The sequence below is a fragment of the Roseinatronobacter domitianus genome, from assembly GCF_023336755.1.
Taxonomy (GTDB): domain Bacteria; phylum Pseudomonadota; class Alphaproteobacteria; order Rhodobacterales; family Rhodobacteraceae; genus Roseinatronobacter; species Roseinatronobacter domitianus.
Genome location: NZ_JALZWP010000031.1, coordinates 1 through 13,535, shown reverse-complemented (window position 1 = coordinate 13,535; position 13,535 = coordinate 1). Strand labels below are relative to the sequence as shown.

General features: G+C 61.8%; 14 protein-coding genes, 1 tRNA gene and 2 pseudogenes. 11 read left to right on the top strand and 6 right to left on the bottom strand.

Annotation, left to right across the window (positions count from 1 at the left end; all coding sequences use genetic code 11):
- Positions 1 to 176, bottom strand: a pseudogene (locus M3N55_RS16120) (S-(hydroxymethyl)glutathione dehydrogenase); the annotation flags it as partial.
- Between the two features lie 145 nt (positions 177 to 321).
- Here M3N55_RS16120 and M3N55_RS16115 point away from each other — a divergent pair.
- The 4 genes from M3N55_RS16115 (at position 322) to M3N55_RS16100 (ending at position 4,510) form a co-directional block, all read left to right on the top strand.
- A complete protein-coding gene (locus tag M3N55_RS16115; protein ID WP_249060895.1) occupies positions 322 to 654 on the top strand; it encodes a DUF2794 domain-containing protein in 333 nt (110 codons plus the stop codon).
- A 146-nt stretch (positions 655 to 800) separates the two neighbouring features.
- Positions 801 to 1,976 (top strand): aspartate aminotransferase family protein, encoded by a 1,176-nt coding sequence (locus tag M3N55_RS16110; RefSeq protein ID WP_249060894.1) that lies wholly within the window; start codon positions 801 to 803, stop codon positions 1,974 to 1,976.
- A gap of 77 nt (positions 1,977 to 2,053) precedes the next feature.
- Positions 2,054 to 2,980, top strand: a complete 927-nt coding sequence (argF, locus tag M3N55_RS16105) for an ornithine carbamoyltransferase (protein WP_249060893.1) — start codon at positions 2,054 to 2,056, stop codon at positions 2,978 to 2,980.
- Between the two features lie 78 nt (positions 2,981 to 3,058).
- Complete coding sequence (locus M3N55_RS16100; protein ID WP_249060892.1) at positions 3,059 to 4,510, top strand: protein adenylyltransferase SelO; 1,452 nt, start codon at positions 3,059 to 3,061, stop codon at positions 4,508 to 4,510.
- Here M3N55_RS16100 and M3N55_RS16095 read toward each other — a convergent pair.
- From M3N55_RS16095 to tsaD, 4 genes are read right to left on the bottom strand one after another with little or no spacing between them, the layout of a single operon-like run.
- Positions 4,507 to 4,920: an EVE domain-containing protein gene (locus M3N55_RS16095; protein WP_249060891.1), complete on the bottom strand. Its 414-nt coding sequence runs from the start codon at positions 4,918 to 4,920 to the stop codon at positions 4,507 to 4,509. The two genes, M3N55_RS16100 and M3N55_RS16095, sit on opposite strands and share 4 nt — an antisense overlap.
- Positions 4,920 to 5,195, bottom strand: a complete 276-nt coding sequence (locus tag M3N55_RS16090; protein ID WP_249060890.1) for a YciI family protein — start codon at positions 5,193 to 5,195, stop codon at positions 4,920 to 4,922. The genes M3N55_RS16095 and M3N55_RS16090 overlap by 1 nt, the downstream gene beginning before the upstream one ends.
- Before the next feature lie 6 nt (positions 5,196 to 5,201).
- A complete protein-coding gene (locus M3N55_RS16085) occupies positions 5,202 to 6,152 on the bottom strand; it encodes an NAD(P)H-dependent glycerol-3-phosphate dehydrogenase (RefSeq protein ID WP_249060889.1) in 951 nt (316 codons plus the stop codon).
- On the bottom strand, positions 6,149 to 7,240 hold the full coding sequence (gene tsaD, locus M3N55_RS16080) for a tRNA (adenosine(37)-N6)-threonylcarbamoyltransferase complex transferase subunit TsaD (protein WP_249060888.1): 1,092 nt from the start codon (positions 7,238 to 7,240) through the stop codon (positions 6,149 to 6,151). The genes M3N55_RS16085 and tsaD overlap by 4 nt, the downstream gene beginning before the upstream one ends.
- A 94-nt stretch (positions 7,241 to 7,334) precedes the next feature.
- Between tsaD and M3N55_RS16075 the strand changes: the two genes are divergently transcribed.
- The 7 genes from M3N55_RS16075 (at position 7,335) to M3N55_RS16045 (ending at position 13,395) form a co-directional block, all read left to right on the top strand.
- Positions 7,335 to 8,066 (top strand): uroporphyrinogen-III synthase, encoded by a 732-nt coding sequence (locus M3N55_RS16075; RefSeq protein ID WP_249060887.1) that lies wholly within the window; start codon positions 7,335 to 7,337, stop codon positions 8,064 to 8,066.
- Between the two features lie 49 nt (positions 8,067 to 8,115).
- Positions 8,116 to 9,621, top strand: a complete 1,506-nt coding sequence (locus M3N55_RS16070) for a COG4223 family protein (RefSeq protein WP_249060886.1) — start codon at positions 8,116 to 8,118, stop codon at positions 9,619 to 9,621.
- Positions 9,622 to 9,630: 9 nt separating this feature from the next.
- Positions 9,631 to 11,091 carry a heme biosynthesis protein HemY gene (locus M3N55_RS16065; RefSeq protein WP_249060885.1) on the top strand — a complete coding sequence of 487 codons (1,461 nt, stop codon included), beginning with the start codon at positions 9,631 to 9,633 and terminating at the stop codon, positions 11,089 to 11,091.
- 75 nt (positions 11,092 to 11,166) lie between these two features.
- Positions 11,167 to 11,242: transfer RNA gene (locus tag M3N55_RS16060), tRNA-Thr, on the top strand.
- A 164-nt stretch (positions 11,243 to 11,406) separates the two neighbouring features.
- The gene (locus tag M3N55_RS16055; RefSeq protein ID WP_249060884.1) at positions 11,407 to 12,609 is read left to right on the top strand and encodes a tyrosine-type recombinase/integrase; all 1,203 of its coding nucleotides are present in this window, start codon (positions 11,407 to 11,409) and stop codon (positions 12,607 to 12,609) included.
- 12 nt (positions 12,610 to 12,621) lie between these two features.
- Positions 12,622 to 12,978, top strand: a complete 357-nt coding sequence (locus tag M3N55_RS16050; RefSeq protein ID WP_249060883.1) for a hypothetical protein — start codon at positions 12,622 to 12,624, stop codon at positions 12,976 to 12,978.
- A gap of 12 nt (positions 12,979 to 12,990) precedes the next feature.
- The gene (locus M3N55_RS16045) at positions 12,991 to 13,395 is read left to right on the top strand and encodes a hypothetical protein (protein WP_249060882.1); all 405 of its coding nucleotides are present in this window, start codon (positions 12,991 to 12,993) and stop codon (positions 13,393 to 13,395) included.
- Positions 13,396 to 13,402: 7 nt separating this feature from the next.
- Here the strand turns inward: M3N55_RS16045 and M3N55_RS16040 are convergent.
- Positions 13,403 to 13,535, bottom strand: a pseudogene (locus M3N55_RS16040) (IS3 family transposase); the annotation flags it as partial.

The window sequence follows — 13,535 nt, the reverse complement described above, 5'->3', positions numbered from 1 at the left end:
ATGCTTGGAAACAGCCCTTCGGGGTCCGCGCCAGAGCGGGTGAACTCATCCGTGTGGCAAATGCCCGTGGCCTTGATCTCGACCAGAACCTCTCCGGCCTTTGGCCCGTCAAGGTTTACCTCCATGATCTCCAAAGGTTTTCCGGCCTCTAAGGCAACGGCGGCGCGTGTGCGCATGGGGTGTCCTCCTATTCTGATTTGCGCATAACATGGCCCGGCGCGGGGGGCGGGCGCAAGCCTGTCTGCGTCTTTTCGCGGCGCGAAACCGAAGTCGGCAGGGTCCGGGCTTGATTTTCCGCGCGCGGCGTCACACTCTTCGGCTATGAATATGCAGACCTCCTTTTCCTCTCAGGCTGCCCAAGTCAGCTTTGACCGGCGCGAACTGGGGATGATCCTGTCGCTCTATGGGCGCATGGTGGCGGCGGGCGAATGGCGCGACTATGGGATATCTTGCCTCAGTCAATCAGCGGTGTTTTCGGTGTTTCGGCGCACGGCAGAGCACCCGCTTTACCGGATCGAAAAGCACCCCGCGCTGCGTAACCGTCAGGGCATGTATGTCGTCCTGGGCATGGATGGGCAGATCCTGAAACGCGGGCATGAGCTGCCGCAGGTTCTGAAGGTTATCGAACGGAAATATCTGCGGCTGGTGGACTGAGGGTTTCCCGGCGTCCTATGTGCAGAGGTGTCCCTATGCGTGACACCCCTTGCACCCTGCCACCGCACCCTCTTTGTCATAACCTGTGTTGACTTGCCCGCGCTGCTTTGGCAGGTCAAAGGCTTCCTTCTGACGGGATATCATCCATGAACGCCCCCTTTCCTCCGGTTCTGCCCACTTACAACCGCACGCCCCTCTCCTTTGTGAAAGGCGACGGCGCGTGGCTCTATGCGGCCTCGGGGGATCGATACCTTGACCTGACCTCGGGGATCGCGGTCAACGCGCTGGGTCATGCCCATCCCGCGCTTGTTCAGGTGTTGACCGATCAGGCGCAGGCGCTGTGGCATGTCTCGAACCTGTATACCATTCCGGCGCAGGAACAGCTTGCGCAGGCACTGGTGGATAACACCTTTGCCGATACGGTTTTTTTCACCAATTCGGGCACCGAAGCCGCAGAACTGGCGATCAAGATGGTGCGCAAATACTGGCATGATGCAGGTGAGGCGCGCCCTACGATCCTGACATTCGAGGGCGCGTTTCATGGCCGCTCCACCGGGGCGATTGCCGCCGCCGGGTCGGAAAAGATGACCAAGGGCTTTGGCCCGCTCATGCCCGGCTTCAAGGTTCTGCCATGGGGCGACCATGATGCGCTGAACGCGGCTCTGAATGACACCGTCGCGGCCGTCATGCTGGAACCTGTGCAGGGCGAAGGCGGCATCCGTCCGCTGCCCGACGCCTGCCTGAAGGGCCTGCGCGACGCTTGCGACCGCACCGGCGCGCTTCTGGTGCTCGATGAGGTGCAGTGCGGCATGGGCCGGACGGGGCGTCTGTTCGCGCATGAATGGGCGGGTATCAGCCCCGACATCATGATGGTTGCCAAGGGCATCGGCGGCGGCTTTCCGCTGGGGGCCGTGCTGGCGACGGCGCGCGCGGCAAGCGGCATGACAGCCGGCACGCATGGCTCGACCTATGGCGGCAACCCGCTGGCTTGCGCTGTGGGGGCCAAAGTGGTCGAGATCATCACCGCGCCGGGCTTTCTGGAGGGGCTGCGTCGCAATGCCACGAATTTCCGCCAAAGTCTGGAAGGGCTTGTCGCCGCGCATCCGGACGTCTTCGAAGCCGTGCGCGGGCAGGGGCTGATGCTGGGTCTGAAATGTTGCGTGCCTGCGGCCGATCTGGTCAAGGCCGCCCAAGGCCAGCATTTGCTGACCGTGCCTGCCGCCGACAACGTGGTGCGCCTGCTGCCGCCGCTGACCATATCCGAAGACGAATTGGCCGAGGCGATCACCCGCCTTGACGCTGCGGCGCGAACCCTCCTCTGATTTCATCTTGCTCCAAATACTCCGGGAGCGCGAGGGCAGCGCCCTCGCATCCCGCATCAGCCAAAAGGCCCGACGCCATGCCGCATTTCCTTGATATCAGCACCACTGACCGCGCGGTCTTGCGCGCCATGATCGACCAGGCCCGCATCATGAAAGAGGCCCGCGCTGGCCAGCCCAAGGGCACGCCCGATGACAGCCAGCCGCTTCAGGGCCGTATGGTTGCGCTGATCTTCGAGAAACCATCGACCCGCACGCGTGTCAGCTTTGACATGGGTGTGCGCCAGATGGGCGGACAAAGCATGGTGCTCTCTGGCTCCGAAATGCAGCTTGGTCACGGCGAGACGATTGCCGACACCGCGCGGGTGCTGTCGCGCTATGTCGACCTGATCATGATCCGCACCTTTGACGAGTCCGTGCTGCATGAACTTGCCGAATATGCGTCTGTCCCGGTCATTAACGGGCTGACCAACGAAACGCATCCCTGCCAGATCATGGCTGATATCCTGACCTACGAGGAACATCGTGGACCGATCAAGGGTCGTCGCGTGGTCTGGCTGGGCGATGGCAACAATGTGTGTGCGTCCTTTCTGCATGCAGCCGGGCAATTCGGGTTCGACATGGTGTTTGTCGGACCAGAGGCGTTGGACCCGGACCCGAAAGCCGTGTCTTTTGCGCGCGCGCAGGGGGTTCAGGTCGAAACCATGCGCGATGCGGAACAGGCTGTCGCCGGTGCCGATCTGGTCGTGACCGATACTTGGGTCAGTATGCATGACAGCCAGTCCAACCGTGAGCGCCGCCACAACCTGTTGCGCCCCTATCAGGTCAATGACTCGCTGATGGCCAAAGCCAAACCAGATGCTGTGTTCATGCATTGCCTGCCCGCGCACCGCGAGGAAGAAGTGACCAACGCGGTTATGGATGGCCCGCAATCGGTTGTCTTTGACGAGGCCGAGAACCGCCTGCACGCGCAAAAAGCCGTTATGCGTTACTGTCTGGGTGTTTGACCCCCTGTGAATGACGATACGTCTGGTCAGCATGACATGGGCGGCTTACCTTTTCGTTAAAGCAGACAAGGAAAGCCCATGCCCATCGCTTTTGACAACAGCTATGCCCGCGACCTGACCGGGGCCTATGTTTCTGTTGCGCCCCAAGGCTGGCCCGACCCGCAACTGGTGCTTCTGAACACCGCATGGGCCAAGCATCTGGGGTTGGATGCGGCGGATCTGCAAACTGCGGAAGGCGTGGCCATGCTGTCGGGGCACGCCGCGCCAAAGGCCGCGCAACCGATTGCCCAAGCCTATGCGGGGCATCAATTTGGCGGGTTCAGCCCGCAGCTTGGCGATGGGCGCGCCTATTTACTGGGCGAAATCGTAGCGCCTGACGGTCTGCGCCACGACCTTCATCTGAAGGGCTCTGGTCGCACGCCCTTTGCGCGTGGCGGCGACGGGCGGGCGGTGCTGGGGCCGGTCCTGCGTGAATACCTTGTGTCGGAAGCGATGGCAGCGCTTGGTATTCCGACAACCCGTGCGCTTGCCGCTTGCACCACCGGCGACCGCGTGTTGCGCCAACACGGGTTGGAACCCGGCGCGGTTCTGGCGCGCACCGCCGCCAGCCATCTGCGCGTCGGCACGTTGCAGTTCTTTGCCGCGCGCGGTCAGACCGACATGGTCGCGCGCCTGGCAGATTACGCGATTGCGCGGCATGATCCCGATTTGGTGGGGCAGGACGGGCGGTATCTGGCGTTCCTGAAACGGGTCGGCGCGCGGCAGGCGCAGTTGGTCGCGCAATGGATGGGCGTGGGCTTCGTGCATGGGGTGATGAATACCGACAATTGCACGCTGTCTGGCGAAACCATCGACTACGGCCCTTGCGCCTTTATGGAACGTTTTGACCCTGCCACCGTGTTCAGTTCCATCGATTATGGTGGGCGTTATGCTTATGGTAATCAGCCCGGAATTCTTCTGTGGAACATGTCGCGGCTGGCAGAGACGCTGCTGCCATTGATCGACCCGGATCAGGAGCGCGCGATCGCGCTGGCGACCGATGCCGTCGAGGCGATACAAGAGCAGTATCGCGCGGAATGGCTTGCGGTGTTCGCCCGCAAACTGGGGTTTGAAGGCGGTTGCGATGCCGCCTTGGTAGAGGATATGCAAACCCTGTGGCAGGGGCAGGGTGTTGATTTCACAAGCTTCTTTCAGGCTTTGCCCGATGCGGTCATGGGGGATGAAGCCACGCTGGCGGCCTTGTTCACCGACCCCTCTGGCCTGCCGGACTGGTTGGCGCGGCTGCGGATAGGCTTGGGCAATCCTGACATTGCGGCCCAACGGATGCGTGCGGTGAACCCGGTCTATATTCCGCGCAACCATCTAGTTGAACACGCATTGGACGCTGCAAGCGAGCATGGTGATATGGACCCGTTCCTGTCACTTTTGCAACATGTTCAGCAGCCATTTACCAAGTGCGCAGGCAGCGAAGCCTTTGCCGGTCCCGCGCCGGTGGATGCGCCTACGGTTGTTACCTTCTGCGGAACTTAAACCCCGCCCATGTCGCAGATCACGGCCCATTCCTCGGGCCGCACAGGCTGCACCGACAAACGGGCCTGCTTTAGCAAAGCCATCTCTGACAAGCGCGGGTCTGCCTTGCACATTTCCAATGTGACAGGCTGTTTCAGTGGCGCAACCGCCCGAACATCTACACATTCCCAACGCGGGTCATCCGTTGTGCTGTCAGGATGCGCGGTCGCGATCACCTCTGCTATGCCCACCACGGCCTTGTCGGATTGTGAGTGGTAGAAAAATACACGGTCGCCCATCCCCATCTCGCGCATCATGTTGCGGGCTTGGTAATTGCGCACGCCATCCCATTCTTCACCCGCAGCACCCTTTGCGACAAGGCCACCCCAAGAAAACGCGTCGGGTTCCGATTTCATCAGCCAGTAGCGCATCAGCCCATGACCTTTTTCCATTCCTGCAAGCGCACATCGGCAAACAGCCCGGCTTTCGCATAGGGGTCATTCATGCCCCAAGCCGTGGCCGCGGCCATATCGGGCAGGTCCAGCACAATCAGCGATCCGGCCATTTCGCCGGCATTGTCCAGCAGCGGGCCGGCCTGAACCACGCAGCCGGTATCGCGGACATAGGCCAGATGCGCCTCACGCGTGGCTTTGCGGGTCTCGAGCGCGCCGGGTTTGTCGGTGCAGACCATCATGAAAAGCGGCATGTCATATCACTCCAGTGTCAGGGGGCGGGCGAGCAGCGCGCCCTTGGCTTCGGTCAGGGTCAGCATACCGTCCAGAACAGCGGCGACCATGCGGGTAATCGGCATGTCCACGCCACGCTCACGGGCCAATCGGGCGACAGCGCGCGCGGTCGCGGCACCTTCGACGGTGGTGCCTGCGTTGAAATCGGCATCGGCCCCAAGCGCCATGCCGTAGCGGAAATTGCGCGATTTCTCAGACCCGCAGGTCAGCACAAGGTCGCCAAAGCCCGACAGACCCGCAAGTGTTTCCGTTTCAGCCCCCAAGGCCAGAGCAAGGCGCTGCATCTCGGCATAGCCGCGCGCCATCAGCGCCGCGCGCGCGGATTCGCCCAGCCCAGCCCCGATCACCATGCCCGCCGCAATCGCGATTACGTTTTTCAGCGCACCGCCCAGTTCTGCCCCGGTCACGTCGGTGTTGCGATAGAGCCGAAGGTTCTCTGTCGACAGGCGGGTTTGCAAGGTTTCGGCCAACTCCGCATCCCGCGCGGCAATCGTCAGGGCCGTGGGCAGGCCGCGCGCGATGTCGGCGGCAAAGCTTGGCCCTGTCAGAAGCGCGGCTTGCGTGCCGGGCAGGGCTTGTTCAATCACCCCGACAGGGCCAATCAACAATTCCATGTCCACGCCCTTCGAGCAGGCGACAAGGATGCGCGGGGCCAAAAAATCGGCATGCTCGCGCAGAAAGCCACGCATCTGCTGCATTGGCATGGCCAGAAGCAGGATTTCGGCATCTATGGTTGTCAGGTCGTGCGTTACCGTCACGGTTTCGGGCAGGTCCACGCCGGGCAGGCGGCGTGTGTTGCGGCGGGTTCGGGCAATTTCGGCGGCATGTTCGGCATCGCGCGCCCAAAGTTGCGCATGACCCAGCGCGCAGGCAAGGGCCGTTCCGAAGGCGCCCGCGCCAAGGATTGCCACGTTCATGCCTTGGCCCCTTTCTTGCCCGCGCCCAGCATTGGGGCGGCGCTTGTGTCCAGCGGCCATCGCGGGCGCGCTGCAAGGCTCATGTCATCGCGCCCACCCGCCCGCAGCCGTTCCAGCCCGGCCCATGCAATCATGGCCGCATTGTCGGTGCACAGCTTTAGTGGTGGGGCAACGAATCGCGCCTCGGCATTTGCCGCGACCTGTTCCAACCGCGCCCGCAAAACCTGATTTGCCGCAACACCGCCCGCCACGGCCAGCATCGGCGCGCCGGTTTTGACCAGCGCGCGCCGGGTCTTTTCCGCCAGCACATCGGCCATCGCCGCCTGAAAGCCTGCGCACAGATCGGCGCGGTCCTGCGCGTAAAGCCCGCCTTGAGCCGTGCAAAGCGCATCGCGGCTGCGCAACACAGCGGTCTTCAGCCCGGAAAAAGACATGTCGCAATCGGGCCGGTCCAGCAATGGGCGTGGCAGTTTGAAGCGTTTCGGGTCGCCTGCGCGGGCCTCGGCCTCGACCAGCGGGCCGCCGGGTTGGCCAAGGCCCAGCAGCTTGGCGACCTTGTCAAAGGCTTCGCCCGGCGCGTCGTCGATGGTGCCGCCCAGCCGGGTGAACTGTTCCGCCCCTTCAACCAGCAGGAACTGGCAATGCCCGCCGGACACCAGCAGCATTAGGTAGGGGAAATCCACCCTATCGGTCAGCCGTGGGGTCAGCGCATGTCCGGCAAGGTGGTTCACGCCAATCATGGGTTTGCCAGTGCTTGCGGCCAGCCCCTTGGCCAGCATCACCCCGGCCATCACGCCACCGATCAGGCCCGGCCCGGCGGTCACGGCAATCGCGTCGATCCTCTTCAGTGAGAGCCTGGCCTCGGCCAAGGCCCGCTCGACCACGATATCCAGCTTCTCGGCATGGGCGCGGGCGGCAATTTCAGGGACGACACCGCCATATCCCGCGTGCAGGTCGGTCTGCCCAATCACGATATTGGCCAATATCTCTGGTCCCCCCGGACCACCACGCAACACGGCGGCGGCGGTGTCGTCGCAGGAACTTTCCAGTCCCAGAACGGTCACGGGGCCAGCGGCGAAGTCGGTCATCGGGCTCTCTGGTTGCAAATGGGCACAACATGCAGCTACCACTTGGGATATATCCGCACAATGCTCTGACTGGTGTCTATCCGGACCATAACCTATGGGGGCCACGCTGCCGACCCTACTTCTGACCCGCCCGCGCGATAGTGCGGAATATTTCGCCACTGCTGCCAATTGGCCGGGCAGGGTGGTGATTTCGCCCATTCTGAAGGTGGTGTTGCGCGATATCACGCCGCCGGCGCCCGGCTGTGCGGTGATCGTCACCTCACAACATGCGGTGCGCGCGTTGGCCGCGGTGACGGCGCGCCGTGACTGGCCCATGTGGTGCGTGGGGCCAGGTAGCCAGGCTGCGGCGCAGGCGGCGGGGTTTTCCGATTTGCGCGCGGGCGGTGGCACGGCAGATAAGCTGTTCACGCAGCTTTGTGCCGAGCGCCCGGAACAGGATCTGGTCCATCTGTGCGGCGCGCATGTGACAGGCGATCTGGCCGGGCGGCTAAACGCCGCAGGTCTGCGGGCGCAGGCCGTGGTCTGCTACGACCAACTGGCGCAAAAGTTAAGTGATGCCGCGCGGGCGTGTCTGATGGCACCGGGGCAGGTTGTGCTGCCTGTTTTTTCACCGCGCAGTGCGGCCTTGTTGGCGCAGGCGTGGCGCGACTTGCCCGATCCGCAGGCTCAGATCTATGCTGTCGCGATCAGCGATGCGGCGGCAGCGGGGCTGGCGGGGGTGCCGTTGTCGGGGCTTTGGATTGCCAAAACGCCCGATCACACGGGGATGTTGAACGCCGTCGCGCTATTGCAGGCCACGCTTGAGCCTGACCAGAACCCACGATAAGGTAGCGAAGATTGCTGCGAAGCGGCGTAAGTGTGATGGGGGATTGACGGTGGCGCGCAGAACCACAAGCAAGACAGGCACCAGCAAGCAAGGCACCCCGCCGCGCCGACCCAGAACCGCTAAAGCCACATCCGAGGCCGCAACGCCAAAAGATGACACGAATGCACCGCAGGACAGTGCGGATGCCTCTGCAACCATGGCCGATGCGGGGTTGCCCGACGCGTCCAAGACAGCGCCTGAGGATGCGGTTGTTGCGCCTGAAACGCCCGAAATTGCGCCTTTGGCAGATGGCCCAGCCCAGATGGGCGACGATACTGTGACGGCGCCAGAGACCTCTGACCAGCCTGAGTCGGCGGCAGAGGACACCACGCCACAGGCGACGGCAGAAATTGAGGCTGCGCCAGACAGTTTAGACGTGCAGGCCGAAAAGCCTGACGCGCCCGAAGCGGCCGAGTCCACTTTGTCTGAAACGGGCGATGCACCGGCCACGACACCTGACGCAACCACGCTAGAGCCTGTGACAGATTCCAAGCCCGACATACAGCCCACCGCCCCTGTTGCCCCCACACCGCAAGCGAATCGTGGGGGCTTTTTCCCGATGCTTCTGGGTGGTTTGGTTGCGGGGGGTATTGGATACGGGGCGCATGTCTACCAAACCGCCCAGCAACCTGCGGTGGGCGGCGACCTGGACGCCCTGCGCGCTGAACTGATTGATCTGCGCGCCACGATGGCCCAAGGCTCTGATCTGTCGGCACTCGAATCGCAAATTGCTGCGCTGGAACCTTCGGTGGTCCCTGAGCTGAGTGCGCTTGAGGCTGCGATGGAGGATCTGCGCGCGCAGATTGCCGCACTTCCTGCGCCGACCGATACCAGCGATCTGCAAGCGCAGATCGAGGCGCTGAATGCCGAGGCTCCGGTTGACCTTGGTCCTGTTCAGGACAGTCTTGCCGCGTTGGAAGCCGCCTATGCGCCGCTGCCCGACCAGATCGCGGCGCTACAGGCAGATATGGATGATTTGCGTAAGCTTGCGACAGAAGAGGTGGTGCAAGCCGAGGCCGCGGTCGATTCTGCCATGGCCAGCGCCGGGCTTGACCGCATTCGCGCCGCACTTGTAACCGGTGCGCCTTTTGAGGACGCCATCGCGCAGCTGATGCAGGCCGGGGTCGACGTGCCCGCCGCCTTGCAGGATGCTGCGGGCGGGGTCCAGACGGTCGAGGCGCTTCAGGGAAGCTACGACCCGGCGGCGCGTGCCGCTTTGGCCGCCAGCCTGCAAAGCGCTCCGGCTGACTCGGCCACGGAAAAACTAGGCAACTTTTTTCGCGCGCAGATCGGGGCACGCTCGCTTGCTCCGCGCGAGGGGGACGATCCCGATGCGATTACGGCCCGCGCAGGTGTTGCGGTTGCAGACGGTGACCTTGCCGCCGCGCGCGATGAATTGGCCAGCCTGCCAGAGGCCGGGCGCGCCGCTATCAGCGATTGGCTGGGCGCCGTCGAAACCCGGTTGAATGCCGCCGCCGCGCTGGATGCGTTGCAGGCCGAAAACACGACGGAGTAAGGAAACACCATGTTTTGGACATTGATTAAACTCCTTGTTTTTGTCGTGGCCGTGATTGCGCTGGCTTATGGCGCAGGGGCGCTTATGGACAGCGGTCAGACGGTTGGTCTGCGCATTCTCGACATGGAATTCACGCTTGGCCCGATTCAGGCAATCATTGCCTTCGTGGTCTTTCTTGTGGCGCTTTGGCTTGTGCTCAAGGCAATTTCGCTGTCGCTGGCCTTGCTGCACTTCATGAATGGTGACGAGACCGCCATCCGCCGCTTCTTCATGCGCAACCGCGAAAAACGCGGGTTGGATGCACTGCTCGGCGCGATGCTGGCGCAGTCTACAGGCGATTCGAAAACCGCCATGGTGAAGGCTGAGAAGGCGCATAAGCTGCTGAACCGTCCGATCATGACCAACCTGCTGATTGCCCAAGCCGCAGAAGCCAAAGGCAACAATGCCTTGGCGTTGGAACATTACAAAGGGTTGCTGGATGATCCGCGCAGCCGCTTTGTCGGGGTTCAGGGGCTGATCCGGGCCGAACTTGCCTTGGGTGAGACAGAGAAAGCCCGCGCATTGGCGGTCAAGGCACTGGAAATGCAGCCCGCGCATGAGCCGACACAGAACACGCTGCTGAAACTTCAGACAGAGGCCGAAGACTGGCGCGGCGCGCGCAAGACGCTGGAAACCAAGAAATCCAGCGGGCATCTGCCGCGCGATGTGTATCGCCGCCGCGACGCCGTTCTGGCGCTGCAAGAGGCGGATGCGCTGGCCGCAAAGGACGAGTTGCCGCGCGCGCGTGACGCGGCCATCGAGGCCAACCGCTTGTCGCCCGATCTTGTTCCGGCCGCTGTCGCGGCGGCGCATGCCTTGGTCGCGCAGGGCAAAGGCACCTATGCCGCCCGCGCGATCAAACGGGCTTGGAAAGCCGCGCCGCACCCGGAATTGGCCGCAGCCTTTGCCGCGATCGAGAAGGGTGAGACGCCGCGCCAACGCCTGTCGCGGTTCCAGAAGCTGATCAAAATGCACCCCGATGCTGACGAATCGCGCCTGTTGCAGGCCGAATTTCTGATTGCAGCCGAAGATTTCCCAGAGGCGCGGCGGGCCTTGGGGGATTTGTTCGAAACCCGTCCGACCGTGCGCGCCCTGACCGTCATGGCGGCGATAGAGCGTGGCGAAGGGGCAGATGACGCGGTGGTGCGTGGCTGGCTGGCCCGCGCCCTGACCGCCCCACGCGGACCGCAATGGGTGTGCAGCAACTGCCAGCATGTGCATGCAAGCTGGCAGGCGATCTGCGACAATTGCAGCGCGTTCGACACGCTGGAATGGCGCGACGCACCCGACAGCGCTGGCCCGTCCGCGACGCAGACGGAATTGTTGCCGCTGATCGTGGGTAGCCTGCCCAAGCCTGCGGCAGAGGCGGATGCAGAGGTCATTGACGCTGCGACACAAGCCGCAGACGCGCCGGCCGAAAAACCTGCATAAAGGGTCTGGTCGGCACCGAAAACCGGTGCTAAGAGGCGCAACAGAACCGGCGGGCAAGCTTGCCGGATCAATGGGGCCGCTGTAGCTCAGCTGGTAGAGCACGTCATTCGTAATGATGGGGTCGGGGGTTCGAGTCCCTTCAGCGGCACCACTTTCTCATCCAAGATCATCCAATGACATCCAGAAATCCCTAGTTTATAAGGGTTTTTGCGATGCTGGTTGTCCGATTCTGTTCAGCCCAGTCTGATGGAGTGCCCCTGGCTTGGGGGTATCTGCGGGGGCATCGCGAGTGATACAGAAAGGCGATGCCCCCATATGCCATTGACTGATACCCAGATTCGAAGCCTGAAACCCAAAGACAAACCCTACAAGGTCTCTGACTTCCAAGGGCTCTACGTGACGGTTGCTTCGTCTGGCTCGCGCCTGTGGCATATGAAGTACCGGATCGAAGGCCGAGAGAAGCGGTTGTCATTCGGGGCCTACCCGGCGGTATCTCTCGCACAGGCAAGAAAACTGCGCGACGATGCCAGAGCACGGCTTGCAGCCGGTGAAGATCCGGGTGAGGTCAAGAAAGAAGACAAACGCCAGAAACTGCTCGTGCAGGAGACAACCTTCGCGAAGCTTGCGGAAGCCTACAAGACCAAAGCCGAAAAGGAAGGGCGCGCGGACGCGACCAAGATCAAGACTGAATGGCTTCTAGGTATGGCGATTGATGCGTTCGGTAATAAGCCTATCGCAGAGGTGACCTCACCTATGGTGCTTGCCTGCCTGCGCAGAGTCGAGGCCAAGGGAAACCACGAAACCGCCAAGCGGTTGCGCGCCAAGATCGGCGCTGTTTTTCGCTATGCCATTGCATCCGGTGTGGTCGACCATGATCCCACCTTTGCACTGCGGGATGCTCTCATTCGACCCAAGGTCAAATCGCGCTCTGCCATCACGGACCCTAACGCACTGGGTGGCTTGTTGCGTTCTATAGACGGGTTTCAGGGGCAGGTCACGACACGCATCGCGTTGCGGTTACTCGCCATACTCGCCCAGCGACCGGGTGAGCTACGGCAGGCGACCTGGGCAGAGTTTGATCTTGAAAAGGCGATTTGGTTGATCCCTGCCGACAGGATGAAGATGCGGGTGCCGCATTCAGTCCCGCTGCCATCGCAGGCCGTGGCTTTGCTGAAGGATCTGAAGCGTATTACCAGCAATGGCGTCTTCCTGTTTCCCTCGCTCAGGTCGGTGTCTCGTCCGATGAGTGAGAATATTCTGAACGGCGCGCTTCGTCGCTTGGGCTATGACGGGGATGAAATGACAGCGCATGGTTTCCGCGCAACATTTTCGACCTTGGCCAATGAAAGCGGCCTGTGGAACCCTGATGCCATTGAACGTGCCTTGGCCCATGTTGATGGAAACAAGATCCGCCGGATCTATGCCCGTGGCGAGTTCTGGGAAGAACGTGTCAGGCTGGCCGATTGGTGGGCTGGATATTTGGATGAGGTGGAGGCAGGATCGCCCAAGTCACAGTAGAAGGGTGGTCATGTGTCAAACGAACCGTCGCGGGCGTACATCACGACGAAGATATTGCAACGTCGTTATGGCAGGCTACTGAAATGGAGAAAACCTGTCATCCACAACATCAGGGGTCCGTACCATCCGGACGTCTTCGATGGCTTTGCTTTTGATTTGGCTCTTTCAATCAAGGTCTGCAAGGAGACCTTGCAGGACATGACGGACGCGGAGTTTTTCGAGCGCTTCGACCTCAGAGGTGAGGTCAGCAACCCAGCGCATACCATGGCAGAACGCCTCACGCTCTCAGAGCTGAGAGCGGTGTTCAAGCAGGAACCAGTCTGGTTTGCGGGCGGTTTCGGCGTTGAAGGTCGCGAAGCAGATCTGTAGCACTGGGCAAGAATGCAACGGTGGTCCTTAGACGAAGCTGCCGCTCTTTCCATTGGATTTGAACTCTGTGGCGACTTGCTGGAGGGGACCGACGGGATGCCCGTTCAAAGTGATGTTCTTGCCTTCTACTTCAAAAGACGCGCTTTGATCGAAGACAACTTTGATTGGGGCAGTGTCGCTGCGCCAGGCAGGACAAGCGTGCCTGACTTGGTGCGTTGGTTTGAGAAGGTTGAACTGGACGTGCCGGAACAGATTTTGGCAGCGGCCGACCGATACCATGCTCTCGGCATTGGAAAAAAATCAAAGCTGGGCCGCTCTAATGCTGCTGATGACAAGCCGCTGGACCCAAGGGAAAGGTCCACCATGCTGAAGATGATCATCACCATGAATCGCCCCGGTTTCACCGGAGACCTATAGCTTCATTTCACGCGACCATATCGAGCACGTCGTGCTGTGCATAGAAGTTCTCTTCAGCCTCTGCTGGCGGGATGTTTCCGATGGGGCCAAGCAGGCGCCGGTTGTTGAACCAGTCGACCCAGCCGAGGGTAGCCATTTCC